The sequence below is a fragment of the Burkholderia sp. EMB26 genome (assembly GCF_024730645.1).
In the GTDB taxonomy this organism is placed as follows: Bacteria; Pseudomonadota; Gammaproteobacteria; order Burkholderiales; family Burkholderiaceae; genus Burkholderia; species Burkholderia cenocepacia.
The window spans coordinates 2,356,595-2,380,781 of record NZ_CP078070.1; the positions used below are offsets into that span (position 1 = coordinate 2,356,595).

The window sequence follows — 24,187 nt, forward strand, 5'->3', positions numbered from 1 at the left end:
CGCATGGCCTGCCCGCCACCCACCACCCGCCGCATCCGTCGGACGCCCCGCACCCCGCGATCAGCGCGCCGGCCGCTTACGCGTCGCCGCCCGGTTTGCCCGACTTCAGCAGGATGTGCTTCGCGACGCCGCGCAGGATGTTGACCTCCTCGCGCTCGAGGCCCGTGCGCGCGAACAGCCGCCGCAGCCGCGGCATCAGCTTCTTCGGGTTGCGCGGATCGAGGAAGTCGAGCGCGATCAGCGCATGCTCGAGGTGCACGTACATCCGCTCGATCTCGTCGCTCTGCGCGAGCGTGCCGGCTTCGGCCGGCGGTTGCGCCGACGGCTCGCTCGCCTGCTCGAGAAACGCGACGCGCAACTCGTACGCGAGCACCTGCACGGCCTGCGCGAGGTTCAGCGAACTGTAGGCCGGATTCGCCGGAATGTGCGCGAGCGCGCTGCACTGCTCGACATGCTCGTTCGCGAGACCCGTACGCTCGTTGCCGAACACGAGCGCGATGTCGCCCGTGCCGACCTGCGCGCTCGCCTGCGCGGCGGCCGCGCGCGGCGCGAGCCGCGGCGGCCCGTATTCGCGCGTACGCGCGGTCAGCGCGATCGACCAGTGCACGCCGGACAGCGCTTCGCCGAGCGTCGACACGACATGCGCGGACGCGAGGACGTCGTCCGCGCCGCTGGCCATCGCGATCGCCTCCGGATCGCTCTGCACGTGCGGCACGCGCGGTGCGACCAGCACGAGGCGCGAGAAGCCCATCGTCTTCAGCGCGCGGGCGGCCGCCCCGACGTTGCCGGGATGGCTCGGCTCGACGAGCACGAAGCGGGTGGACGTGAAGCCGCCGGACGGCGGCGGGGACGAGGCCGCGCCCGATTCGGACGGCGCGGCGGTGTTCTGCGGGGTTTCCACTACGAGACGACTCGGTTCATCAGAATGGCCGTATGGTATCGCCATCGCTCCCGCAAACCCACTCGTCCGGATGGCCAGTGGGGGTTTCCCCGCATTCCGGTCGCCTGAAACCACCAAAAATCGGGTAAAATCATGCCTTTATGCGTTGCGCCGCGGCGCAGCGCGGGTCGTACCCCGCTCTTTGTCAATTCGCGTCTCACCTCGCCCCGGCACGCTTGCGCCGTTCCGGGCGGTTGTCCCACTTCGTGGCGGCCCGTGCCGCCGGCTACAGGATCCAGGCTCATGCATCCCATGCTCAACATTGCTGTCAAGGCTGCGCGCCGCGCCGGACAGATCATCAATCGCGCGTCCCTCGATCTCGACCTGATCGAGATCCGCAAGAAGCAGCAGAACGACTTCGTCACCGAAGTGGACAAGGCCGCCGAAGACGCGATCATCGAGACGCTGAAGACCGCCTACCCCGACCACGCGATCCTCGCGGAGGAATCGGGCGAATCCGACAACGAATCCGAATTCAAGTGGATCATCGATCCGCTCGACGGCACGACCAACTTCATCCACGGCTTCCCGTATTACTGCGTATCGATCGCGCTCGAGCACAAGGGCGTCGTCACGCAGGCCGTCGTCTACGATCCGAACAAGAACGACCTGTTCACGGCCACCCGCGGCCGCGGCGCATACCTGAACGACCGCCGCATCCGCGTCGGCCGCCGCGACCGCCTGGCAGACGCACTGGTCGGCACGGGCTTCCCGTTCCGCGAGAAGGACGGCCTCGACGCCTATGCGCGCCTCTTCACCGAAATGACGCAGGCCTGCACGGGCCTGCGCCGTCCGGGCGCGGCGGCGCTCGATCTCGCGAACGTCGCGGCCGGCCGCCTCGACGCATTCTTCGAGCAAGGCATCAACGTGTGGGACATGGCAGCGGGCAGCCTGCTGATCACCGAGGCCGGCGGCCTCGTCGGGAACTACACGGGCGACGCCGATTTCCTGCATCGCCACGAGATCGTCGCCGCGAACCCGAAGATCTACGCGCAGATGATCCCGATCCTGAACCGCTACAGCCGCGTGCATCCGGCAGCGGAGTAAGCCCGGGCCGCGCCCGCGTGGCGCGGCTTTCGCGCAAACCGCTCGCAGGCATCGTCACGCTGGCGCGCCGATCGCCCCGGAACGCGGGACAATCTTCCGTGCACACGGGTCGCTTCGTGCGCCTATCCTGAAGTTGCCCGAGTTGCCTGGGGCCGGCCGGCGTATCGCCGCCCGCGCCGCTGGTCGCGCAATGCCAGCGAAGGGTTTGCGTCCGGCATGCCCGCGCGGCGAACAACGCCGCCGCCGGCATGCCGGCCCCGCCTGTATCAACACCGCCACGGCGCCGTGGCAATCGCATCCGAGTCCTCATGTTACGGCTAAGCGAAATTAAACTCCCCCTCGACCACCCCGAGAGCGCGCTCGAGGCCGCAATTCGCGCGCGCCTCGCGGAGCTTGGCGTGGCGGCAGACGGGCTGCTCCGTTACACCGTGTTCCGCCGCGCGCACGACGCGCGCAAGCGCGCGGACATCAAGCTCACGTATATCGTCGATGTCGAAGTCAAGGACGAAGCGGCCGCGCTCAAGCGCATCGCCGGCAAGCCGCATTGCGGCGTGACGCCCGACATGGCGTACCACTTCGTCACGAAGGCGCCCGAACACGCCGATTTCCTGCGCCCGGTCGTGATCGGCATGGGGCCGTGCGGCCTGTTCGCGGGGCTGATCCTCGCGCAGATGGGGTTCCGTCCCATCATCCTCGAACGCGGCAAGGCCGTGCGCGAACGCACCAAGGACACGTTCGGCCTGTGGCGCAAGAGCGTGCTCAATCCCGAATCCAACGTGCAGTTCGGCGAAGGCGGCGCAGGGACGTTCTCCGACGGCAAGCTGTACAGCCAGATCAAGGATCCGAACCACTATGGCCGCAAGGTGCTCGACGAATTCGTCAAGGCCGGCGCGCCCGAGGACATCCTGTACCTGAGCCGCCCGCACATCGGCACGTTCCGCCTCGTCAGCATGGTGGAAAAAATGCGCGCGTCGATCCACGAACTCGGCGGCGAAGTGCGCTTCGAAACCCGTGTCGACGATATCGAAATCGACCAGGGCAAGGTGCGCGCGCTCAAGCTGTCGAACGGGGAAACGTTGCGGTGCGACCGCGTGGTGCTGGCCGTGGGCCACAGCGCGCGCGACACGTTCCAGATGCTGCACGACCGCGGCGTCTATATCGAAGCGAAACCGTTCTCGCTCGGTTTCCGCATCGAGCATCCGCAGGGGTTGATCGACCGCAGCCGCTTCGGCAAGTTCGCGGGTCACAAGCAGCTCGGCGCGGCCGACTACAAGGTGGTCCACCACTGCAGCAACGGGCGCGCGGTCTACAGCTTCTGCATGTGCCCGGGCGGCACGGTGGTCGCCGCGACCTCGGAGCCGGGCCGCGTCGTCACCAACGGGATGAGCCAGTATTCCCGCGCCGAGCGCAATGCGAATGCGGGCATCGTCGTCGGCATCACGCCGGACGACTATCCGGGCGGCCCGCTCGCCGGCATCGCGTTCCAGCGCAAATGGGAAGAACGCGCGTTCGAACTCGGCGGCGGCGATTACCGCGCGCCGGGCCAGCTGGTCGGCGATTTCATCGCGGGCCGGCCGTCGACGTCGCTGGGCTCCGTGGAGCCGTCGTACAAGCCCGGCGTGAATCCGACCGACCTCAGCACCGCGCTGCCGGACTACGTGATCGAAGCGATCCGCGAGGCGCTGCCCGAGATCGACAAGAAGATCGCCGGCTTCGCGATGCACGACGCCGTGCTCACCGGCGTGGAGACACGCACGTCGTCGCCGATCCGGATTCGCCGGAAGGACGACTACCAGAGCATGAATGTCGAAGGCCTGTATCCGGCCGGCGAAGGCGCCGGCTATGCGGGCGGCATCTATTCGGCCGCGATCGACGGTATCGAAGTCGCGCAAGCGGTGGCGCTCAGCCTGATGTCGGGACACGCGTCCTGAACTGCGGGACAGGGCCGGCGCACGCAGGTTCGTGACCTGGGCGCGGCCGGCCTGCCTGCGCCGCGACAGCGCGGGCGCCACGCCATACGCGGATGCGGTGCCGGGCGATAGCCGAACCTCGGTCAGTCTTCCGAACGCTCCACGACCACCTCGCTGATTTGCAGCACCGGTTGTATATCCGTGTAATTGGCGATGTCGGCCATGATCTCCTGCGCGTGCGGGTCGCGGGCTGCCTGGAAAGCTTCGACGGACGTACAGACGAAGTCACACTTGGCCACGTAAACCGGGTCGGTGCCAGGCGCACCGCCTGCGATGCCCTTGTCCACCGTGTAGTACAGACATGCCGCGCCGAGTCGCTGTTTCACCATCGGCATATGCGTCTCGCGGTAGTACGCATGGTCGAATCGCGCGCCTGCGGTGTACGGATACATGACACTGACTTTGATCATCGGATTGGTTCTCCTGTTGCGGCACGGTAATCGAGGCGCCGCCGCCCGCGAGACGAGGCCGAGGTCGCCGATACAGGCATGGCCGACCTTTGTTCCGGAATCGGTGTACTCGTTCTTGCGATTGTAAGCACCGGTGAACCCGTCTTGCCAGTTCGGTGGCAACGGGTGCCCCATGATGCCGCAGCGGCTCGGTGCTGTCAGATGCTTTGCAGGTCGGCAGCCGGGAGAAGCCGTCTTTCAAATCGCGACTGCCCGGCACCACCGGCAATCGGCCGAATGGCCAACTTCGCACGTTCACGTCGACGCCACTGGTAAACTCGGGCAACCCAAGCAACAACTTCATGCCTGACCTATGACCACGCTGTCGCCCGAGGCCTTTGCCGGCCACACCCCAATGATGCAGCAGTACCTGCGCATCAAGGCCGATCATCCGGACACGCTCGTCTTCTACCGGATGGGCGACTTCTACGAGTTGTTCTTCGAGGATGCGGAAAAAGCGGCGCGCCTGCTCGACCTGACCCTCACGCAGCGCGGCGCGTCGGCCGGCACACCGATCAAGATGGCCGGCGTCCCGCATCACGCGGTCGAGCAATACCTGGCGAAGCTCGTGAAGATGGGCGAATCGGTCGCGATCTGCGAGCAGATCGGCGATCCGGCCACGTCGAAGGGCCCGGTCGAACGCAAGGTCGTGCGCGTCGTCACGCCCGGCACGCTGACCGATGCCGCGCTGCTGTCCGACAAGAACGACGTCTACCTGCTCGCGATGTGCACCGGCCACAACAAGCGGGGCGTCGCGGTCAATATCGGCCTCGCATGGCTGAACCTCGCGAGCGGCGCATTGCGGCTCGCCGAAATCGAGCCCGAGCAGCTTGCCGCCGCGCTCGAACGCATCCGGCCGGCCGAAATCCTGACGCCGGACGGTGCAACCGACGCCATTCCGGCCGGCGCGGGCGCCAGCAAGCGCGTGCCGGCCTGGCACTTCGACATCGCGTCGGGCACGCAGCGCCTGTGCGACCAGCTCGATGTCGCGAGCCTCGACGGATTCGGCGCGCATTCGCTGACGAGCGCGTGCGGCGCGGCCGGCGCGCTGCTGCTCTATGCCGCGGCCACGCAAGGCCAGCAACTGCGGCACGTGCGCAGCCTGAAGGTCGAGAACGAAACCGAATACATCGGGCTCGACCCGGCCACGCGCCGCAACCTCGAACTGACCGAGACGCTGCGCGGCACCGAGTCGCCCACGCTGTATTCGCTGCTCGACACCTGCTGCACGACGATGGGCAGCCGTCTGCTGCGTCACTGGCTGCATCACCCGCCGCGTGCGTCGGTCGCCGCGCAGTCGCGCCAGCAGGCGATCGGCGCGCTGCTCGACGCGCCGGCCAACGCGAGCCTCGATGCGCTGCGCAGCGCGCTGCGCCAGATCGCCGACGTCGAACGGATCACCGGGCGGCTCGCGCTGCTGTCCGCGCGCCCGCGCGACCTGTCGAGCCTGCGCGACACGTTCGCCGCGCTGCCGGCGCTGCGCGAGCGCATCGGCGCGATCGTCGCGAACGCGGATGCGCTCGCGCGCGTCGACGCGGCGCTCGCGCCGCCCGCCGAATGCCTCGACCTGCTGACGAGCGCGATCGCCACCGAGCCGGCCGCGATGGTGCGCGACGGCGGCGTGATCGCGCGCGGCTACGATGCCGAGCTCGACGAGCTGCGCGACATTTCGGAGAACTGCGGTCAGTTCCTGATCGATCTCGAAGCGCGCGAGCGCGCGCGCACCGGCATCGCGAACCTGCGTGTCGAATACAACAAGGTGCACGGCTTCTACATCGAGGTCACGCGCGGCCAGACCGACAAGGTGCCCGACGATTACCGCCGCCGCCAGACGCTGAAGAACGCCGAGCGCTACATCACGCCGGAACTGAAGACCTTCGAGGACAAAGCGCTGTCCGCGCAGGAACGCGCGTTGGCGCGCGAGCGCGCGCTGTACGACTCGGTGCTGCAGGCGCTGCTGCCGTTCATCCCCGAATGCCAGCGCGTCGCCTCGGCCCTCGCCGAGCTCGACCTGCTCGCCGCCTTCGCCGAACGCGCACGCGCGCTCGACTGGGTCGCGCCGACCTTCACCGACGAGATCGGCATCGAAATCGAACAGGGTCGCCATCCGGTCGTCGAAGCGCAGGTCGAGCAGTTCATCGCGAACGACTGCCGGTTCGGTCCCGAACGCAAGCTGCTGTTGATCACCGGGCCGAACATGGGTGGTAAGTCGACGTTCATGCGGCAGACCGCGCTGATCGCGCTGATGGCGTACGTCGGCAGCTACGTGCCGGCGAAGTGGGCCTGCTTCGGCCCGATCGACCGGATCTTCACGCGCATCGGCGCGGCCGACGATCTCGCGGGCGGCCGCTCGACCTTCATGGTCGAGATGACCGAAGCCGCGGCGATCCTCAACGACGCGACGCCACAAAGCCTCGTGCTGATGGACGAGATCGGCCGCGGCACGTCGACCTTCGACGGCCTCGCGCTCGCCTGGGCCATCGCGCGCCACCTGCTGGCGCACAACGCGTGCTACACGCTGTTCGCGACGCACTACTTCGAGCTGACGCAACTGCCGGCCGAGTTCCCGCAAGCGGCGAATGTCCATCTGTCGGCCGTCGAGCACGGCCACGGCATCGTGTTCCTGCACGCGGTGAACGAGGGCCCGGCGAACCAGAGCTACGGCCTTCAGGTCGCGCAGCTCGCGGGCGTCCCGGCACCGGTGATCCGCGCCGCGCGCAAGCACCTCGCGTATCTCGAACAGCAGTCGGCGTCGCAGCACACGCCGCAACTCGACCTGTTCAGCGCGCCGCCGGCGGCAATCGACGACCTCGAATGCGCGGACGCGCCGGCGCTGCCTGACACGCCACATCCGGCGCTCGAAAAGCTGCGCGACATCGATCCCGACGATCTCAAGCCGCGCGAGGCGCTCGACCTGCTGTACGAGCTGCGCACGCTGGTCCGGTCGCACGATGCCGACGGGCACGCGTAAGCGCATGCCGCAGGGCCTGCCAGCCCGCGCCGCCGCCGCGCTCGTCACGGCGGCGCTTGCCTTCGCGCAGGCGGATGCGCTGGCCGCGCCACCCAAGCGCAGCGCGGCGCCCTACTCGTTCGCCGTCGTGTCGGGCGTCATCAACGTCCCGGCGGACGAGCCGGCCGCGCAGCGGCTGCTCGATGCGATCGCACGCGAACGCAACCTCGCGTTCGTCGTCTACGCGGGCGATCTCAAAGGCTCGAAGGAAGCATGCCGCGACGCGCTGTATTCGCAGCGCGGCGCGATCCTGGATTCAGCACGCGTGCCGCTCGTGTTCATTCCCGGCCACGACGACTGGATCGCCTGCAACACGGCGGCCGGCGGCGGCTACGACCCGGTCGAGCGGCTCGATTTCCTGCGACAGACGCTGCTCGCCGATTCGGCGCTGCCCGACCCCGGTGCGCTGCAGATCACGCGCGAGAGCGAAGTCGCGCGGTTCCGGCCGTATCGCGAGAACGCACGCTGGATGCGCGACGACATCGTCTACGTCGCCCTCAATGCACCGGCGCCGAACAATCATTATTTGACGGCGGGCGGCCGCAACGGCGAATTCGAGGATCGCATCATCGCGAACGGCTTCTGGATCGACCACGCAGCCGAATATGCGAAGCGGCGCGAGGCGCGCGCGATGGTGGTGATTTTCGAAGGCGATCCACAGTTCGAACGCTATGAACGCGCGGAGCGCTTCGCATGGCTGCGTTTCAACCGGCCGCGCGTGCGCGACGGCTTCCGTGAGCTGAAACGAACGCTGGTGAAAGCGGCAGCGACATTCCACGGCCCGATCCTGGTGATGCATGCGAGCGGCGAACCGCTGGCGAACGGCTTTCTGATCGATCGTCCGCTGCATGCCGACGACGGCGAACTGGTAGGAAACGTGACGCGCGTCGCGATCGGACCGCGCCATCCGGCGAATCAGTGGGTGAAGGTGAGCGTCTCGCCGGCGCGGCAGACGATCTTCAACGTGAGCCTCCAGGAGGTGCCGAAGAACCTGCCGGTGCCGCCCACGCTGCCGCTCGTGCCGCGCGACGACGTGCCGCTGCCGCAGATGCCGGAAATTCCTGCGCTGCCGGCGCTGCCCGACTCGTCGTCGGTCGCGCCGCCGCTGCAGGGCGACGGCGCCGCACCGGGCGGCGCGTCGTGGCCGGCACCGCCTCCCGCATCGGGGCCGGCGCCGGGCCTGCCGGCAAGCTCAGTGCAGAGTACGCCCTGACGGCGCTTCGCCGTCTTCGTCTTCGTCGTCGTCCTCGTCAACGATCTCGAGCCCTTCCGCGCCATGCGCGTGCTCGTGCTCGATTTCGTCTTCGGTGGCTTCGCGGACGTCCTTCACGGTCAGCGCGAAACGCAGCGCCATGCCGGCCAGCGGGTGATTGCCGTCGAGCACGACCTTGTCTTCGGCGATATCGGTGACCGTGTAGATCAGCGAGTCGACTTCCTCGTCACCGTCTTCCGGCGTGCCTTCGAACTGCATGCCGACCTCGAGCGGCTCGGGAAAACGATCGCGCGGCTCGATCTTCACGAGTTCGGGATCGTAGTCGCCGAACGCGTCCTGCGGCTCGAGCTGAACCTGTGCTTGATAGCCCGCCTCGTGGCCGTCGAGCTGTTCCTCGATCTTGGGGAACGTGCCATCATAGCCGCCGTGCAGATAGACCATCGGCTCGTCGCTTTCCTCGATCAGATTGCCCTGTGCGTCCGACAGCTTGTAAGTGACCGACACGACGGTGTTTTTTGCGATTTTCATCCAATTCTCCCAAATACAAGTCTCATTATACGATGCGCAACCGGTCTCAAGCCGAACCGCGGGATGCCGCTGCCGCCCCGCTCGGCGCGCCGCCTTCCGATCTCCCCACGCCGCTGCTCGGCGGCCTCACGCCGGCGCAATTCATGCGCGGCTACTGGCAAAAGAAGCCGCTGCTGATCCGCCAGGCGATCCCCGGCGTCACGTCGCCGGTCACGCGCGATGCATTGTTCGAGCTCGCCGCCGACTATGACGCGGAATCGCGATTGATCACCCATTTTCGTAACAAGTGGCAACTGGCGCACGGTCCGTTCGAGCCCGATTCGCTGCCTTCGGTCACGCGCAAATCCTGGACCCTGCTCGTGCAGGGGCTCGACCTGCACGTCGACGCCGCGCGCGCGTTGCTAGACCGCTTCCGTTTCATCCCCGACGCGCGGCTGGACGATCTGATGATCTCGTATGCGACCGACGGCGGCGGCGTCGGCCCGCACTTCGATTCGTATGACGTATTCCTGCTGCAGGTCGAAGGCCGGCGCCGCTGGCGGGTCGGCGCGCAGAAGGATCTGTCGCTGCAGCCGGACGTGCCGCTGAAGATCCTCGAAAACTTCGAGCCGAGCGACGAATGGGTGCTGGAACCCGGCGACATGCTGTACCTGCCGCCGCACATCGCGCACGATGGCGTCGCCGAAGGCGAATGCATGACCTGCTCGATCGGCTTCCGGGCCCCGTCCGCCGGCGAGCTGGGCGCCCAGTTCCTGTACTACCTCGCGGAGCGCGGCGGCCTGCGCGACGCGAACGGGGACGACCTCTACCGCGATCCGAAGCAACCGGCCGTCGACGCGCCCGCGCAACTGCCGCCGGCCATGGTCGAACGTGTCGCCGAGATCGTCGATGCGATCCGCTGGCGCAAGCGCGACGTCGCCGAATTCCTCGGCTGCTACCTGAGCGAGCCCAAATCCAACGTCGTTTTCGACCCGCCCGAGCGCCCGCTGTCCGAAGCCGCGTTCGTCACGCAAGCGTCACGCCGTGGCGTGTGTCTCGACAGAAGGGCCGCATTGATGTATAACGCGCGCTCGTACTTCATTAATGGCGAGGAAGGACCGCTCGAGCAAGCCGGTGAATGGCTGCCCGAACTGGCCAATCAACGCCAGATGGAGGCGAAACGGTTTGTAACACTATCCCGGGTTCCTTCAATGACAGCCTTGTTGCACGAGTGGTATCGTGCGGGCTGGATACGGGTCGGAAACCGGAATTAGTGTGAGTCGCCCCGTATGCCCGTACAGATCAAATTCTGTATGGGAAAGACAACGTATTGACCCCGCATTTGTCGACGGTCGATAGGAAAGTGCATATAATTTCCGCCCAAGCCGTAGGGAAGATTCACGCTCTAAGAAGTGCATCTCCACCAGCGGCCCAGGTCGGTGTTGGAGCACATTACCGGTATTGTTTCGCGCTGTTGCTTACCTTTAACCATAAAAGGACGTGATCATGAAGAAATCCCTCCTCGTAGCTTCCCTGTTGGCTGCTGTTGCACTGGCTGCTTGCAACAAGAGCGCTGATCAAGCTGCTTCGTCGGCTGCAAGCGACGCGGCTGCTGCTGCTTCGTCGGCTGCTTCGGCAGTTGCTGGTGCTGCGAGCGACGCTTCGGCTGCTGCTTCGTCGGCAACGGCTGCTGCGAGCGACGCTGCTGCTGCAGTGGCGTCGGCTGCTTCGGCAGCGACGGCTGCTCCGGCTTCGGGCGCAAGCCAGTAAGCCTTCAGCATCAGCTGAAAAAAAACCGGCCCGAGGGCCGGTTTTTTTACGTCTGCCGCTTTCGAATCGAGCACGCGGCAGCCGTGTCGAGCCGCCGCGGCGGCCCTCCCCCGCTCATCCGAGCATCAGCCAGTCGAAGCCCGCGTCCTGCGAGGCCACGATCACGTCTTCCCCGTCCGTCCCAAGCACACCGCCAAACGCCTGGCGGGCCAGTTCCGGCAGGTTGTTCTGCTGGCTCAGATGGGCCGCCACCAGGTGCTGGAGACGGCTGCGTTCGAGCGACGCGAGAATCTCGGCCGCCGCGTGGTTGCTCAGGTGGCCGTGGTTGCCGCCGATCCGCGCCTTCAGCGACTGCGGATAGCGGCTGGCGGCCAGCATCGCGGTATCGTGGTTGGATTCGAGCACCAGCGCGTCACAGCCGCTCAGGACGGCCGTGATGTGCGGCGTGGCCATTCCGACGTCCGTCAGCACGCCGAGCCGGCGGCTTCCGTCCATGAAGACGAACTGGAGCGGCTCCCGCGCGTCGTGGGGGACCGTATAGGGCATCACGGCCAGATCGCGTATCGCGGCCGTCTCGTCGCCCCACAGCACGTGGAGATCGACATCGGCCTCGTCCGCGGCGACCGCACGCGCGGTGCCCCAGCTCATGTAGAGCGGCAACGACGCGCGACGCGCGAGCGTCAGCGCGCTGCCGACGTGGTCGCTGTGTTCATGGGTAATGAGGATCGCGTCGAGATCGGCGACGCCGAGATTCAGCCGGCCGAGCCGGCGCTCGACCTCCTTGGCGGAAAAGCCGCAGTCGAGCAGCACGCGGGTGGTCGTCGTGCCGCTCGAGGCCTCGACGACCAGCGCGTTGCCTTCGCTGCCGCTTCCGAGGCTGGCGAATCGCACGCGCTCAGTTCAGCTGCGCGTGCAGCAGCGAAATGAGCCGCTGCGCGTCCGACGAGTTGTCGATCTGGCCATTCGCGCCGACCACCGCGACCTGCGTGCCGCCATTGCCCTGTGCACGCACGTTGATCAGATATTCCTTGCCGGGCTTGGCTGCCGACGGGCCGCCGTAGAACAGCTTGCCGAACAGGCCGTCACGCTTGAGCTCTTCCATCGAATTCGCGTAGCGCACGGTGTACACGCCCTTCTCGCGATCGCGATTGTCGACCGTGAAGTTGGTCCGGTCGAGCGCCAGGCCCACGCGCAGCCACGCGCGGTCGAACGACTCGGCCAGTTGCAGCGTCGCCGCGCCGCCGCTCGTATCGCTGACCTGCGCCGGCGCCGTCGCGGGACGCGCATCGGTCAACAGCTGCTTCGCCTGCGCGTCGGTCAGGCCGAACTTCTGCATCAGCTTCGACAGGAACACGGCTTCGAGCACCGGATTGCGCGGACGCTCTTCCCAGCGCGACGACGTGCCGCCCTGCGGGCCGACCATCATTTCTTCCATCGCGCTGTGCGTGATCGAGATGTCGGTGTTGCCGTCCGACGTGCGGTTCACGAGCGTGCGGAAGCGGTCGCGCGTGCCCGACGAATACGCGAAATCGATGACCCGGCCGATCGTGCGGCGGAACCAGTCGTCCGGAATGTTCGCGCGGTTCTCGGCCCAGTCGGTGGCCATGATGCCCGTCGACGGCGCATCGGTCTTCAGCGAGAAGCCGTTCTCCTGCCAGAATTCCTTCAGGATCGGCCACAGCTGCTCGGGCGTACGGCCGTCGACGACGAGCCAGCGGCGATCGCCGTCGCGCTCGATATGCATGCCGAGCGGATCCTGCGCGCTCGGGATGCCGTCGGTCGCATTGCCTGCTTGCGTCGTGGCCCGCGGCGGCAGCGTGCCGAGCCCGGCGTTGGTCGGCGGCGCGACGAACTGCTGCGTCGTCGGGACCGGCTTCAGGTCGCTCGGCACCGCGAGCGGCGGCGCCGACCCGGTGTTCTTGTAGTTGACCCGGTCAGGGGCCAGGTAGTCGTTCAGCGTATCGCAGCCAGCGAGCGCGCCCAGCGCCAGCGCCACCACCGACAGCTGGATGGCGCGAGAGGAAAAGGCGAAACGTTTCATGAAATCCTTCGTCTTGCTAGAACGCTCGTCAGGAGCGGCGCCGGACGGAGCCGGCCGGTGCGGGTTGATCAGGGGTCGAGCCGGCGGCCGCAGGACGCGGCCGCCTCGGCATCAGAGGACGCCGGCCTCGACGAGGGCCGAACGCACGACATCGTGGCAGCGCTCGTCGAGCGCCGTGAGCGGCAGCCGGATGCCGCCCTGCATCTTGCCCATCGCCTGCAGCGCCCACTTCACCGGGATCGGGTTCGCTTCGATGAACAGGTTCTTGTGCAGCGACAGCAGCTTCATGTGCAGCGCGCGGGCCGTCTGCACGTCGCCGGCCAGCGCCGCGCGGCACAGCTCGCTCATCGCGCGCGGCGCGACGTTCGCGGTCACCGAGATGTTGCCGTGGCCGCCGAGCAGCATCAGCGCGATCGCGGTCGGATCGTCGCCGCTGTAGATCGCGAAGTGCTTCGGCGCGGCCTTGATCAGGTGCGCGGCACGATCGATGTTGCCGGTCGCTTCCTTCACGCCGATGATGCCCGGCACGTCAGCGAGGCGCAGCGTCGTCTCGTGCGCCATGTCCGCGACCGTCCGGCCCGGCACGTTGTACAGGATCACCGGCAGGTCGACCGCTTCGGCGATCGTCCGGAAGTGGCGGTACATGCCTTCCTGCGTCGGCTTGTTGTAGTACGGCACGACCTGCAGCGTCGCGTCCGCGCCGACGGCCTTCGCATGCTTCGTCAGCTCGATCGCCTCGGCGGTCGAATTGCCGCCCGCGCCCGCGATGATCGGGATGCGTTTCGCCGCATGCTCGACCGCCGTGCGGATCATCAGGATGTGCTCTTCGACGTTGAGCGTTGCCGATTCGCCGCTCGTACCGACGACGACCAGCGCATCGGTGCCTTCCGCGATGTGCCAGTCGATCAGTTTGCGAAACGCCGGCAGGTCGAGACTGCCGTCTTCGAGCATCGGGGTGACGATCGCGGGGATGCTGCCGCGGATTTGAATGCCGTCTTGGGTGCCGTTAGCCATGAAACGCGATTGATTGTGTACCGGTAAACGTTGAGATTGTAGCGGATTAGCCGGGCAGTTCGTAACGTGGAATTCCCGCCCCCGCCTTCGGGGTCGCGCCCTCGCGCACTGCGCTCAGACGCTGGACGAACGCCTCGCGCGGCGCGGCGATGAAACCGTCCTCGTACGCGACCACCCGCAGGTGGCCGTGCACGGCATCCAGCAGCTCGCCCGGGGCGAGCAGGAACGCGGGGTTGGACGGTTTTCCGACCGTTTCGTTTCCTTGCGCGAAAGTTTCGTAGATCAGCACGCCGCCCGGCGCCACGGCATCGCGCAGATGGGGCCAGAGCGGGCGATGCAGATAGTTCGTGACGATCACGGCCGCGAACCGCTCGCCGGCCGGCAGCGGCCATGGCGCGCCTTCGAGATCGGCCTCGCGGGCGTCGACGCCGGGAATCGCGCGCAACGCGGCGAGCGCGGCCGGATCGCGGTCGAGCGCGACGACCGGATGCCCGCGCGACGCGAACCAGCGCGCATGGCGGCCGCCGCCCGCGGCGACGTCGAGCACCGCGCCGCCGGCCGGCACGAGCCGCGCCCATTGCGCGACCCAGCGCGACGGCCCGGCCTGGCCGACGTGACCGCCCGCGGCGGCGATGACGGATTCGCTCATGCGCCGGATCAGTTGTACGACAGGCCCATCGCGTCGCGCACGTCGCGCATCGTTTCCGTCGCGTACTTGCGCGCCTTGTCGCAACCGTCCGCGACGATCGCGCGCAGCAGCGACGGATCGTCCATGTACTTCTGCGCACGCTCGAGCATCGGCTGCTGTTCGCGCAGGATGCCTTCGACGACCGGCTGCTTGCAGTCGAGGCAGCCGATACCCGCCGAGCGACAGCCCTTCTGCACCCACTCGTGCGTCGCTTCGTCCGTGTAGACCTGGTGAAGCTGCCACACCGGGCACTTGTCGGGATCGCCCGGATCGGTGCGGCGCACGCGCGCGGGATCGGTCGGCATCGTGCGGACCTTCTTCGTGATCGTCTCGGCGTCTTCGCGCAGGCCGATCGTGTTGCCGTACGACTTGGACATCTTCTGCCCGTCGAGGCCCGGCATCCGCGACGCTTCGGTCAGCAGCGCCTGCGGCTCGACCAGGATGATCTTGCGCGCGCCTTCGAGATAGCCGAACAGGCGCTCGCGGTCGCTCATCGACAGGCTTTGCGACTCCTGCAGCATCGCGCGCGCCTGTTCGAGCGCCTCGTCATCGCCCTCCTGCTGGTACGCATTGCGCAGCTCGTGATAGAGCTTCGCGCGCTTGCCGCCGAGCTTCTTCGCGGCTTCGAGCGCCTTCTCCTCGAAACCGGGCTCGCGGCCGTACAGGTAGTTGAAGCGGCGCGCGATCTCGCGCGTCATCTCGACGTGCGGCACCTGGTCCTCGCCGACCGGCACGAGCGAGCCGCGATACAGCAGGATGTCGGCGGCCATCAGCACCGGGTAGCCGAGGAAGCCGTAGGTGGACAGGTCCTTGTCCTTCAGCTTCTCCATCTGCTCCTTGTAGGTCGGCACGCGTTCGAGCCAGCCGAGCGGCGTGCTCATGCCGAGCAGCAGTGCGAGTTCCGCGTGCTCGGGCACCTTGCTCTGGATGAACAGCGTCGCCTGCGCCGGATCGATGCCGGACGCGAGCCAGTCGATCAGCACGTCCCACACGTTCTTCTCGATGACCTCGGGCGTCTCGTAGTGCGTCGTCAGCGCATGCCAGTCGACGACGCAGAAGAAGCACGGGTACTCGGACTGCAGCTTCACCCAGTTTTTCAGCACGCCGTGGTAATGACCGAGGTGCAGCGACCCGGTGGGTCGCATGCCGGAGAAAATACGTTCTGGGAACATGATTGTCGTTAGAAAAGCGAGGCGAAGGGAGACAGGATGGCGCTCAGGACGGCGTAGCCGACATTGACGAGCGGACGCAGCCAGAAGTTCGTCAGCACGCCCGTCGTGACGAGCACGAGGACGATGATGAAACCGTACGGCTCGATGCGCGACAGCGCGAGCGATTGCCTGGTCGGCAGCAGCGCCGCCAGGATGCGGCCGCCGTCGAGCGGCGGCAGCGGAAACAGGTTCAGCACGCCGAGCACGAGGTTCGCGCTGACGCCGGCGAGCGCCATCCGCGTGAAGAACGGCTCGTCGACACCCACGGCCGGCAGCACGAGGGTCAGCAGGCCCCAGACGAGCGCCTGCACGAAGTTGCACGCGGGCCCAGCGAGCGCGACCCACAAACTGCCCCAGCGCGGATTGCGCAGGTTGCCGAACGACACCGGCACCGGCTTCGCATAGCCGAACAGGAACGCGCCGCCGGTCAGGAAGTACATCGCGAGCGGAATCGCGATCGTGCCGAGCGGGTCGATGTGGCGCATCGGATTGAACGACACGCGCCCCATCACGTAGGCGGTATTGTCGCCGAGCAGGCGCGCGGCGTAGCCATGCGCGGCCTCGTGCAGCGTGATCGCGAAGATCACGGGCAGCGCGTAGACGGCGATGGTCTGTATCAGGGAAGCATCCATATCGCGTTATTGTAACAAGCGCACTCGCGCAAAAATGGCACCGCGCGTCATGCGGCCGAGAGTCCGAACGGTTCGAGTGCCCCGCGCCCCGCGCGGATGAGTTCGGGCGCGTCGCCGGTCAGGTCGATCACCGTCGACGGTTCGCGCGGGCACGCGCCGCCGTCGATCACGAGGTCGACCTGTTTCTCGAGCCGCGTGCGGATTTCCTCGGGATCGTTCAGCGGTTCGTCGTCGGGCGGCAGGATCAGCGTGGTGCCGAGCAGCGGCTGGCCGAGCGACTCCAGCAGCGCGAGCGTGATCGCGTGATCGGGCACGCGCAGCCCGATCGTCTTGCGCGACGGATGCGACAGCCGGCGCGGCACTTCCTTCGTCGCCTGCAGGATGAACACGTACGGGCCCGGCGTCACCGACTTGATCTGCCGGTACTGGCGGTTGTCGACCATCGCGAAGTTGGCGAGCTCCGACAGGTCGCGCACCAGCAGCGACAGGTGCTGCTTCTCGTCGAGGCCGCGAATCCGGCGCACGCGCTCGACCGCGTCCTTGTCGTCGAGATGGCACGCGAGCGCATAGCTCGAATCGGTCGGCATCGCGATCACGCCGCCCTTGCTGACGATCTCCACCGCCTGCTTGATCAGGCGCGGCTGCGGATTATCCGGATGAATCCTGAAGAACTGGGACATGGGGATACGTAAAGAGGGAGAAGTCGGATGCGCGCATCGGCAACGCGGGCGGCCCGAAGCCGCCCGGCGTCAGAGCCAGCGCTCCCAGACCGGTGTCAGGTCGGGCGGCAACGGCGGCAGGCTGCCGAGCTCGATGCGGCCCTCGCCGGGCGCATGGAAATCCGAGCCGCGCGACACTTCGAAGCCGAAGCGGCGCGCCACGTCCGCGTATTCGCGGTACTGGTCGGGCGTGTGGCTGCCCGTGATGACCTCGATCGCGCGGCCGCCGAGATCGATGAACTCGCCGAAGAATGCGTCGAATTCGACCGACGTATAGCGATAGCGGCCCGGGTGCGCGACCACCGCTTCGCCGCCCGCCGCGCGGATCCAGCCGACCGCGTCGGACAGGGACGCCCAGCGATGCGGGACGAAGCCGGGCTTGCCGTCGCCGAGCAGGCGGTCGAATACGTCCGACGTCGATTCGGCATGGCCGTTTTCAACGAGAAAGCGCGCGAAGTGCGTGCGCGAAATCAGGTCGGGATTCGATACGTATTTCAGCGCGCCTTCGTACGCGCCGGGAATGCCGAGCGTCGCGAGCTGCTCCGCGATCGCCAGCGCGCGCGCCGCGCGGCCGTGGCGCGTGCGGTACAGGCCGTCGACCAGCGCCGGATGGGCGGGATCGATGTGCAGACCGACGATGTGCACGGTGCGCGATGCCCACGTGACCGAGATCTCGACGCCGCTCAGGTAGCGCATGCCGAGCGCTTCCGCCTCGCTGCGCGCCGCCGCCTGGCCGCCGATCTCGTCGTGGTCGGTCAGCGCCCACAGGGTCACGCCGCCCGCATGCGCGCGGCGCGCGACGTCGGCAGGCGACAGCAACCCGTCGGAAACATTGGAATGGCAGTGGAGATCGGCGTTCATTGTCGGCATGGCAGGTAAGGCCTCATTCTACTGCAACGCGGCAATTGCGCCGCCTGCCTGCCGTGCCGCGGCGCCACGCGCCTACGCGCAGAACGCCTCGATCAACGCCGCGATCTGCTCGGGCTGGTCGTGATGCACCATGTGGCCGGCATCCTCGACGAGCTTCTCGCGCCAGTCGGGGAATGCGTCGAAGCGCGCCTTGAATTCGGGTAGCGGGATGTCGCCGGCGAGATGCGCGAGCGTCGGCGAATTGACCGCCTCGACGTGCAGTACCTTCGCGCGCACCTGCTTCCAGATCGCCATCACTTCGTCGAGCCGGTACAGCAGCGGGCCCGGCATCTTGTGCGCCGGATCGGCCAGCAAGTGGTAGAGGCCGTCGTCGCCGCGTTTGGACCAGTGCGCGGCGAGAAACGCGGCGCGGCGCGGGTCGAGCCGCGGATTGGTCTTGATCAGGCGCGCCGCCACGTCGTCGAGGGACGCATACGGCCGCAGCGCGGGCGGCTCGCGCAGCTCGTCCAGCCAGCCGCGCAGCCGGCGCGGCGCCTGTTCGGCGCGGGCCGGCGCGAGCCCGAACCCTTCGAGGTCGACCACCCGGCGCACGCGTTCCGGCCGGGCGCCGGCGTACAGGCACACGACGTTCGCACCCATGCTGTGTCCGACCAGGTTGACCTCGCCGGTCGGCGCGTAGCGGTCGACGAGCGCATCGAGGTCACCGAGGTATTCGTGGAACCAGTAGTGGCCGCCGCCCTGCCGCGCCACCGGCCAGTCGGACAGCCCGAAGCCGCGCGCATCGGGCGCGATCACCTGCCAGTCGCCCGCGAGCGCATCGACGACGAACTGGAACGACGCCGCGACGTCCATCCAGCCGTGCAGCATGAACAGCGTCGGCGCATCGGGCCGGCCCCAGCGCCGCACATGCAGCTGGACGCCGCGCACCGTGACGAAATCGGAAACAGAACTCGAGGCACTCATTGCAGCCGCCAAAAAAAGAATGGTCGTTCGATTATAGCGGCGGCGCCCCGGTTCCGGCGGCCGGCAATCGAGGTACCGCTCTAGCGGCGAGGTCTTACGGAGCCTGGCAGGAAGGCGCCATGGGCCGGCTGCGCAAGCCGGCCGGCGGCCAACCCGGCCCAGCCGGACGGGATCCGGCTAATGCGCGGCGCGCCCGTCCGCCGCGTCCTGCGCGGCCAGTTCGTCGAGTTCGGCCTGCTCGAAGCCGGCATCGCGCCGCGCATCGAAATTGAACGGGCCGCGCAGCCGTGGCGCGTGGTATTGCTCGGCGAGCTGCCGATAGGTCGGCACGGGGTCGCGGCCGGCAGCATCGCACAAATGGCGGAACCAGCGGTTGCCGATCGCGACATGGCCGATTTCGTCGCGCAGGATCACGTCGAGGATCGCGGCCGACGCATCGTCGCCCGCCTGCACGAGCCGCGCGCGGATCGGCGGCGACGCGTCGAGCCCGCGGGCCTCGAGCGTCCGCGGCACGAGCGCCATTCGCGCGAGCACATCGCCCCTGGTTCGCTCGCACATCTCCCACAGCCCGTTGTGCGCGGGAAAATCGCCGTATGCGTGCCCGAATGCCGCGAGCCGGTCGGACAGCAGCGTGAAATGATAGGCCTCCTCGGCCGCGACCTTCAGCCAGTCCGCATAGAACGCGTCGGGCATGCCCGCGAAGCGCCAGACGGCGTCGAGCGCCAGGTTGATCGCATTGAATTCGATATGGGCGAGCGCGTGCAGCAGCACGGCGCGCCCTTCGGGCGAGCGCATGCTGCGCCGCTCGAGCTGGCGCGGCTCGACGAGCGGCGGCCGCGCCGGGCGCCCGGGCAGATCGGCCGGTTCGCGCAGTTGCAGCGACGGCGCGATCGCGGCCTGCCCGGCCCGCAGCGCATCGTGCAGCGCGCGCACCTGCGCGGCCTTGGCCGCCGGCTCGGCAATACGCAGCGCGTCGAGCGCCACGCGACGCACACAGGCCGGCGCCTGGCCGAAAGAGGAAGACTCCATGCTCATAAACGGGGACACCTTGCGTACGCATCGCGGGAGCATCGGCACGCGACGGTTTACAATATGCGTTTGTTCCGCGGCGCCAGGCGCCGGGCAAACCGGACGCGCCATTCTACCGGCGCCCATCATCGAAGAGACAAGGAGACTCCGTGACGATCTACAAGCTGGGCGAGACGGCCCCGACGATCCACGAAAGCGTATTCGTCGCCGACACGGCGGCCATCATCGGCAAGGTCGTGCTCGAGGAAAACGCGAGCGTGTGGTTCGGCGCGACGATTCGCGGCGACAACGAGACGATTACGGTCGGCGCGGGCAGCAACGTCCAGGAAGGCGCGGTCCTGCATACCGACCCGGGCTTTCCGCTGACGATTGCCGAGAACGTGACGATCGGGCACCAGGCCATGCTGCACGGCTGCACGATCGGCGAAGGTTCGCTGATCGGGATTCAGGCGGTGGTCTTGAATGGCGCGGTCATCGGCCGCAACTGTCTGGTCGGTGCCGGCGCGGTCGTGACGGAAGGCAAGACGTTCCCGGACAACTCGCTGATTCTCGGCGCACCGGCAAAAGTCGTGCGCGAGTTGTCGGCGGAAGACGTCGCGCGGCTGCGCGCCAACGCGAAGACCTATGTCGAGCGACGCGCGCATTTCAAGGAGCAACTCGTGCGGATCGGGTGATTCGCACGGATTTCAAGGAAGAAGAGTGAGCGACCAGTTACAGAAATTCATGTTCAATGCGGCGCCCGTGCGCGGCGAGATCGTTTCGCTGCGCAACACGTGGCAGGAAGTGCTCGCCCGCCGCGACTACCCTGCCCCGGTGCGCACGGTGCTCGGCGAGATGATGGCCGCGTGCGCGCTGCTGTCCGCGAACCTGAAATTTCACGGCACCCTGATCATGCAGATCTTCGGCGACGGGCCGGTCCAGATGCTGGTCGTCCAGTGCGGGTCCGATCTGTCGATGCGGGCCACCGCGAAGTTCTCCGGCGACGCCGCGCAGACGATCGGCGACGACACGAGCTTCGCGGCGCTCGTCAACGCAAGCGGCCACGGCCGCTGCGTGATCACGCTCGATCCGGCCGACAAGCTGCCGGGTCAGCAGCCGTACCAGGGCATCGTGCCGCTGAACGGCGTCGACGGCCCGCTCGAATCGGTGTCGCAGGTACTCGAGCACTACATGCACCACTCGGAGCAGCTCGACACGCGGCTGTGGCTCGCGGCCGATCGCGACCGCGCGGTCGGCATGCTGCTGCAGAAGCTGCCTGGCGACGGCGGCATCGTGCCGCGCAACGCCGAAACCGATATCGACACGTGGGAACGCGTGTGCACGCTCGGCGGCACGCTGTCCGCGAAGGAGCTGCTCGAGGTCGAACCGGAAGTCGTGTTCCGCCGGCTGTTCTGGCAGGAAAACGTGCAGCACTTCGAACCGGCCGGCACGCGTTTCCAGTGTTCGTGCTCGCGCGAGAAGGTCGGCGCGATGCTGCGCATGCTCGGTCGTGAGGAAGTCGACAGCGTGATCGTCGAGCGCGGCCACGTCGAGATCCACTGCGAGTTCTGCAACCAGCGCTACGAATTCGATCCGGTCGACGTCGCGCAGCTGTTCGCGGCGCCCGGTGTCGAGACCGGCATCGCGCCCGCGACCGACCAGCGTCACTGAGCCGCGCGCCCGTGCCCGCCGCCGGCGCGGCACGGGCGCATAATGACGCACGAGCGCCGCACGCGCGGCTCCGGCGCCGGAGGCCCGACCTTCGGCACGAGTCGTTTTCCACGGTCGGCGCGCTGCAGGAGAAACACATGAGTCACCTCCGCCCCTTTGGCACCCTCCGCACCATCGCCCTGGCGAGCATGGCCGCCGGCACGCTCGCGCTTGCAGGCTGCGCGATGCCGCCGCCGACCTCCACGATCCTGAGCCGCCTGCCCGAGCCGGGCGCGTCGGGCGGCCAGCCGCCCGTGCTGTCGAGCGCCGAACGCAAGCGCTACGACGAGATCGACCAGCAGGTCCTGCGCGAGCAGAACAGCGCAATGGCAGCCGAAGCGGCCGCGCGCGCGTGGGCCTATTACTCGCCGCCGCCCGTGACGGTCTACGGCGGGTACTACGGCGGATGGGGCAATCGCTGGGGCACGGGCGTCAGTTACGGCTACCCGGGCTGGTGGTGGTGAGCAGGCGTCGCCCGATCGATTGACGACTTGCAGGAAATAAAAAAGCGCGGCATTTCCCGCGCTTTTTCAATGGGTTCGAGGTATCGCGCTCAGTGATGCGCCGCCTTGCCCTTGTCGCCGCCGTGATGCCGCGACGGCTTCGCGATCGACTGCGGATTCGGCACGACCCGCACCGGCGCCGCGGACACAGCGCCGCGCGTCGACGTATTCGACGGCGTGTTGTTCACCGGCCCCGCAGGCGCATTCGGCGACACGAACTGCACGAACACTTCGCCGTCCTTCACCATGCCCATCTCGTAGCGCGCACGCTCCTCGATCGCCGCGGTGCCGCTCTGCAGATCCTGCACTTCGCCGGCCGTGCGCTCGTTGCGCAGCTTCTCGTCCGCGTTCTTCTGAAGCTGGTCGTCGAGCTGCTGACGCAATTCATGCACCCGCAGCCAGCCGCCGTGTCCCCACCATAGGGGGTACTGAATGAGCGCCAGCAAGGCAATCAGGACGACAGTGACAAGCCGCATGTAAGAGACGCAGATATAAGAAGCGCCGCTCCGCGCACAGGCACAGAGCGGCGTCGAGATGACGAACCCGATAGTAGCGCGTTAGCGCAGGTTATAGAAAGCCGATTTGCCCGGGTAGCTCGCGATGTCGCCGAGATCTTCCTCGATGCGCAGCAGCTGGTTGTACTTCGAGATACGGTCGCTGCGCGACAGCGAACCCGTCTTGATCTGACCGGCGTTCAGGCCGACCGCGATGTCCGCGATCGTCGAATCTTCCGTTTCGCCCGAACGGTGCGAGATCACGGCCGTGTAACCCGCGCGCTTCGCCATTTCGATTGCCGCGAACGTTTCGGTCAGCGTACCGATCTGGTTGATCTTGATGAGGATCGAGTTCGCGATGCCCTTCTCGATGCCTTCCTTCAGGATGCGCGTGTTGGTGACGAACAGGTCGTCGCCGACCAGCTGCACCTTCTTGCCGAGGCGGTCGGTCAGCAGCTTCCAGCCGTCCCAGTCGCTTTCGTGCATGCCGTCCTCGATCGACACGATCGGGAACTTGTCGGCGAGCGTCGCGAGGTAGTCGGTGAATTCGGCCGACGACAGTTGCAGGCCTTCGCCCGCGAGCTGGTACTTGCCGTCGTGGTAGAACTCGGATGCCGCGCAGTCGAGCGCGAGCAGCACGTCTTCGCCCGCACGGTAGCCGGCCTTCTCGATCGCCTGCAGGATCGTCGACAGGCATTCGTCGTTGCTGCCGAAGTTCGGTGCGAAACCGCCTTCGTCGCCGACGGCCGTGCTCATGCCGCGATCGCTCAGGATCTTCTTCAGCGCGTGGAACACTTCCGCGCCGCAACGCAGCGCTTCACGGAACGTCGGCTGGCTGACCGGAACGATCATGAATTCCTGGATGTCCAGGCTGTTGTTCGCGTGCGCGCCGCCGTTGACGATGTTCATCATCGGCACCGGCAGTTGCATCGCGCCCGAACCGCCGAAGTAGCGGTACAGCGGCAGGCCGGCCTCTTCGGCGGCCGCCTTCGCGACGGCCATCGACACGGCCAGCATCGCGTTCGCGCCGAGGCGCGACTTGTTGTCGGTGCCGTCCAGCTCGAGCAGCGTCTTGTCGAGGAACGCCTGTTCCGACGCGTCGAGGCCCATGATGGCTTCGGAGATTTCGGTGTTGATGTGCTCGACCGCCTTCAGCACGCCCTTGCCGTTGTAGCGGCCGGCTTCGCCGTCGCGCAGTTCGATCGCTTCACGCGAGCCGGTGGACGCGCCCGACGGCACCGCCGCGCGGCCCATCGTGCCCGATTCGAGCAGCACGTCGCATTCGACGGTGGGGTTGCCGCGCGAATCCAGAATCTCGCGGCCGATGATATCTACGATTGCACTCATGGGTTTCCTCTGAGAATGACGATGGATTCTTCAAACTGCGACGGCGTGCGTGCCGGAACCGCTTTCGCTACAGACGCGCGA

At 67.3% G+C, this 24,187-nt stretch carries 24 protein-coding genes and 1 pseudogene; 9 read left to right on the plus strand and 16 right to left on the minus strand.

Going from position 1 to position 24,187, the window contains the following annotated elements; translation table 11 throughout:
* Positions 1-76: 76 nt before the first annotated feature.
* Complete coding sequence (locus KU887_RS11145) at positions 77-901, minus strand: RNA methyltransferase (protein ID WP_006483995.1); 825 nt, start codon at positions 899-901, stop codon at positions 77-79.
* Positions 902-1,183: 282 nt separating this feature from the next.
* Between KU887_RS11145 and KU887_RS11150 the strand changes: the two genes are divergently transcribed.
* Together KU887_RS11150 and KU887_RS11155 are read left to right on the plus strand one after the other, a co-directional pair.
* Entirely contained in the window at positions 1,184-1,987 is an 804-nt protein-coding gene (locus tag KU887_RS11150; RefSeq protein WP_006493635.1) for an inositol monophosphatase family protein, read from the plus strand.
* 308 nt (positions 1,988-2,295) lie between these two features.
* Entirely contained in the window at positions 2,296-3,918 is a 1,623-nt protein-coding gene (locus tag KU887_RS11155; protein ID WP_006483988.1) for an NAD(P)/FAD-dependent oxidoreductase, read from the plus strand.
* A gap of 122 nt (positions 3,919-4,040) precedes the next feature.
* On the opposite strand, the gene KU887_RS11160 is transcribed toward KU887_RS11155, so the two are convergent.
* Positions 4,041-4,367, minus strand: coding sequence for an EthD family reductase (locus KU887_RS11160; RefSeq protein WP_034201563.1), 327 nt, complete (start codon positions 4,365-4,367; stop codon positions 4,041-4,043).
* 352 nt (positions 4,368-4,719) lie between these two features.
* Between KU887_RS11160 and mutS the strand changes: the two genes are divergently transcribed.
* Together mutS and KU887_RS11170 are read left to right on the plus strand one after the other, a co-directional pair.
* Positions 4,720-7,377 (plus strand): DNA mismatch repair protein MutS, encoded by a 2,658-nt coding sequence (mutS, locus tag KU887_RS11165; RefSeq protein WP_258250060.1) that lies wholly within the window; start codon positions 4,720-4,722, stop codon positions 7,375-7,377.
* Between the two features lie 4 nt (positions 7,378-7,381).
* Complete coding sequence (locus tag KU887_RS11170; protein ID WP_077020333.1) at positions 7,382-8,629, plus strand: hypothetical protein; 1,248 nt, start codon at positions 7,382-7,384, stop codon at positions 8,627-8,629.
* Here the strand turns inward: KU887_RS11170 and KU887_RS11175 are convergent.
* Positions 8,609-9,157 (minus strand): peptidylprolyl isomerase, encoded by a 549-nt coding sequence (locus KU887_RS11175; protein WP_077020263.1) that lies wholly within the window; start codon positions 9,155-9,157, stop codon positions 8,609-8,611. The two genes, KU887_RS11170 and KU887_RS11175, sit on opposite strands and share 21 nt — an antisense overlap.
* A gap of 32 nt (positions 9,158-9,189) precedes the next feature.
* On the opposite strand from KU887_RS11175, the gene KU887_RS11180 reads away from it, so the two are divergent.
* Positions 9,190-10,410 (plus strand): cupin domain-containing protein, encoded by a 1,221-nt coding sequence (locus KU887_RS11180; RefSeq protein ID WP_058901596.1) that lies wholly within the window; start codon positions 9,190-9,192, stop codon positions 10,408-10,410.
* Positions 10,411-10,466: 56 nt separating this feature from the next.
* Positions 10,467-10,713, plus strand: a pseudogene (locus KU887_RS34580) (hypothetical protein).
* Here the strand turns inward: KU887_RS34580 and KU887_RS11185 are convergent.
* From KU887_RS11185 to KU887_RS11235, 11 genes are all read right to left on the minus strand, one after another.
* The gene (locus KU887_RS11185) at positions 10,714-10,980 is read right to left on the minus strand and encodes a hypothetical protein (RefSeq protein ID WP_162482215.1); all 267 of its coding nucleotides are present in this window, start codon (positions 10,978-10,980) and stop codon (positions 10,714-10,716) included. It abuts the pseudogene before it with no gap.
* Positions 10,981-11,020: 40 nt separating this feature from the next.
* Entirely contained in the window at positions 11,021-11,797 is a 777-nt protein-coding gene (locus KU887_RS11190; protein ID WP_258250061.1) for an MBL fold metallo-hydrolase, read from the minus strand.
* Between the two features lie 4 nt (positions 11,798-11,801).
* The gene (bamC, locus tag KU887_RS11195) at positions 11,802-12,947 is read right to left on the minus strand and encodes an outer membrane protein assembly factor BamC (protein WP_006487057.1); all 1,146 of its coding nucleotides are present in this window, start codon (positions 12,945-12,947) and stop codon (positions 11,802-11,804) included.
* A gap of 111 nt (positions 12,948-13,058) precedes the next feature.
* The gene (gene dapA, locus KU887_RS11200) at positions 13,059-13,961 is read right to left on the minus strand and encodes a 4-hydroxy-tetrahydrodipicolinate synthase (protein WP_060213507.1); all 903 of its coding nucleotides are present in this window, start codon (positions 13,959-13,961) and stop codon (positions 13,059-13,061) included.
* A gap of 46 nt (positions 13,962-14,007) precedes the next feature.
* Positions 14,008-14,610 carry a bifunctional 2-polyprenyl-6-hydroxyphenol methylase/3-demethylubiquinol 3-O-methyltransferase UbiG gene (locus tag KU887_RS11205; protein ID WP_012492702.1) on the minus strand — a complete coding sequence of 201 codons (603 nt, stop codon included), beginning with the start codon at positions 14,608-14,610 and terminating at the stop codon, positions 14,008-14,010.
* 8 nt (positions 14,611-14,618) lie between these two features.
* The gene (locus KU887_RS11210) at positions 14,619-15,821 is read right to left on the minus strand and encodes a tryptophan--tRNA ligase (RefSeq protein ID WP_006487046.1); all 1,203 of its coding nucleotides are present in this window, start codon (positions 15,819-15,821) and stop codon (positions 14,619-14,621) included.
* A gap of 8 nt (positions 15,822-15,829) precedes the next feature.
* Complete coding sequence (locus tag KU887_RS11215) at positions 15,830-16,492, minus strand: site-2 protease family protein (RefSeq protein ID WP_060213510.1); 663 nt, start codon at positions 16,490-16,492, stop codon at positions 15,830-15,832.
* A gap of 47 nt (positions 16,493-16,539) precedes the next feature.
* The gene (locus KU887_RS11220; protein ID WP_006487045.1) at positions 16,540-17,172 is read right to left on the minus strand and encodes an L-threonylcarbamoyladenylate synthase; all 633 of its coding nucleotides are present in this window, start codon (positions 17,170-17,172) and stop codon (positions 16,540-16,542) included.
* A 69-nt stretch (positions 17,173-17,241) separates the two neighbouring features.
* A complete protein-coding gene (locus KU887_RS11225; protein ID WP_048984803.1) occupies positions 17,242-18,072 on the minus strand; it encodes a 3',5'-nucleoside bisphosphate phosphatase in 831 nt (276 codons plus the stop codon).
* An 81-nt stretch (positions 18,073-18,153) separates the two neighbouring features.
* A complete protein-coding gene (locus KU887_RS11230; protein WP_034201557.1) occupies positions 18,154-19,044 on the minus strand; it encodes an alpha/beta fold hydrolase in 891 nt (296 codons plus the stop codon).
* Positions 19,045-19,221: 177 nt separating this feature from the next.
* Positions 19,222-20,079, minus strand: coding sequence for a ferritin-like domain-containing protein (locus tag KU887_RS11235; RefSeq protein ID WP_034201556.1), 858 nt, complete (start codon positions 20,077-20,079; stop codon positions 19,222-19,224).
* A 143-nt stretch (positions 20,080-20,222) separates the two neighbouring features.
* On the opposite strand from KU887_RS11235, the gene KU887_RS11240 reads away from it, so the two are divergent.
* From KU887_RS11240 to KU887_RS11250, 3 genes are all read left to right on the plus strand, one after another.
* On the plus strand, positions 20,223-20,747 hold the full coding sequence (locus KU887_RS11240; RefSeq protein ID WP_006478410.1) for a gamma carbonic anhydrase family protein: 525 nt from the start codon (positions 20,223-20,225) through the stop codon (positions 20,745-20,747).
* A gap of 25 nt (positions 20,748-20,772) precedes the next feature.
* A complete protein-coding gene (hslO, locus tag KU887_RS11245; protein ID WP_006485303.1) occupies positions 20,773-21,723 on the plus strand; it encodes an Hsp33 family molecular chaperone HslO in 951 nt (316 codons plus the stop codon).
* Positions 21,724-21,860: 137 nt separating this feature from the next.
* The gene (locus tag KU887_RS11250) at positions 21,861-22,226 is read left to right on the plus strand and encodes a hypothetical protein (protein ID WP_034201555.1); all 366 of its coding nucleotides are present in this window, start codon (positions 21,861-21,863) and stop codon (positions 22,224-22,226) included.
* An 89-nt stretch (positions 22,227-22,315) separates the two neighbouring features.
* Here KU887_RS11250 and ftsB read toward each other — a convergent pair whose 3' ends face one another.
* Both ftsB and eno read right to left on the minus strand, forming a co-directional pair.
* On the minus strand, positions 22,316-22,741 hold the full coding sequence (gene ftsB / locus KU887_RS11255) for a cell division protein FtsB (RefSeq protein ID WP_006485304.1): 426 nt from the start codon (positions 22,739-22,741) through the stop codon (positions 22,316-22,318).
* Positions 22,742-22,822: 81 nt separating this feature from the next.
* Positions 22,823-24,106, minus strand: coding sequence for a phosphopyruvate hydratase (gene eno, locus KU887_RS11260; RefSeq protein ID WP_006478406.1), 1,284 nt, complete (start codon positions 24,104-24,106; stop codon positions 22,823-22,825).
* Between the last annotated feature and the right edge of the window lie 81 nt (positions 24,107-24,187).

Coding starts and splice junctions, on each gene's coding strand:
- mutS (WP_258250060.1), top strand. CDS start 4,720: ATGACCACGCTGTCGCCCGAGGCCTTTGCCGGCCACACCCCAATGATG.
- KU887_RS11170 (WP_077020333.1), top strand. CDS start 7,382: ATGCCGCAGGGCCTGCCAGCCCGCGCCGCCGCCGCGCTCGTCACGGCG.
- KU887_RS11205 (WP_012492702.1), bottom strand. CDS start 14,610: ATGAGCGAATCCGTCATCGCCGCCGCGGGCGGTCACGTCGGCCAGGCC.
- KU887_RS11180 (WP_058901596.1), top strand. CDS start 9,190: ATGCGCAACCGGTCTCAAGCCGAACCGCGGGATGCCGCTGCCGCCCCG.
- KU887_RS11210 (WP_006487046.1), bottom strand. CDS start 15,821: ATGTTCCCAGAACGTATTTTCTCCGGCATGCGACCCACCGGGTCGCTG.
- ftsB (WP_006485304.1), bottom strand. CDS start 22,741: ATGCGGCTTGTCACTGTCGTCCTGATTGCCTTGCTGGCGCTCATTCAG.
- dapA (WP_060213507.1), bottom strand. CDS start 13,961: ATGGCTAACGGCACCCAAGACGGCATTCAAATCCGCGGCAGCATCCCC.
- KU887_RS11215 (WP_060213510.1), bottom strand. CDS start 16,492: ATGGATGCTTCCCTGATACAGACCATCGCCGTCTACGCGCTGCCCGTG.
- KU887_RS11150 (WP_006493635.1), top strand. CDS start 1,184: ATGCATCCCATGCTCAACATTGCTGTCAAGGCTGCGCGCCGCGCCGGA.
- KU887_RS11155 (WP_006483988.1), top strand. CDS start 2,296: ATGTTACGGCTAAGCGAAATTAAACTCCCCCTCGACCACCCCGAGAGC.
- KU887_RS11225 (WP_048984803.1), bottom strand. CDS start 18,072: ATGAACGCCGATCTCCACTGCCATTCCAATGTTTCCGACGGGTTGCTG.
- KU887_RS11235 (WP_034201556.1), bottom strand. CDS start 20,079: ATGAGCATGGAGTCTTCCTCTTTCGGCCAGGCGCCGGCCTGTGTGCGT.
- KU887_RS11160 (WP_034201563.1), bottom strand. CDS start 4,367: ATGATCAAAGTCAGTGTCATGTATCCGTACACCGCAGGCGCGCGATTC.
- KU887_RS11250 (WP_034201555.1), top strand. CDS start 21,861: ATGAGTCACCTCCGCCCCTTTGGCACCCTCCGCACCATCGCCCTGGCG.
- KU887_RS11230 (WP_034201557.1), bottom strand. CDS start 19,044: ATGAGTGCCTCGAGTTCTGTTTCCGATTTCGTCACGGTGCGCGGCGTC.
- bamC (WP_006487057.1), bottom strand. CDS start 12,947: ATGAAACGTTTCGCCTTTTCCTCTCGCGCCATCCAGCTGTCGGTGGTG.
- eno (WP_006478406.1), bottom strand. CDS start 24,106: ATGAGTGCAATCGTAGATATCATCGGCCGCGAGATTCTGGATTCGCGC.
- KU887_RS11175 (WP_077020263.1), bottom strand. CDS start 9,157: ATGAAAATCGCAAAAAACACCGTCGTGTCGGTCACTTACAAGCTGTCG.
- KU887_RS11220 (WP_006487045.1), bottom strand. CDS start 17,172: ATGTCCCAGTTCTTCAGGATTCATCCGGATAATCCGCAGCCGCGCCTG.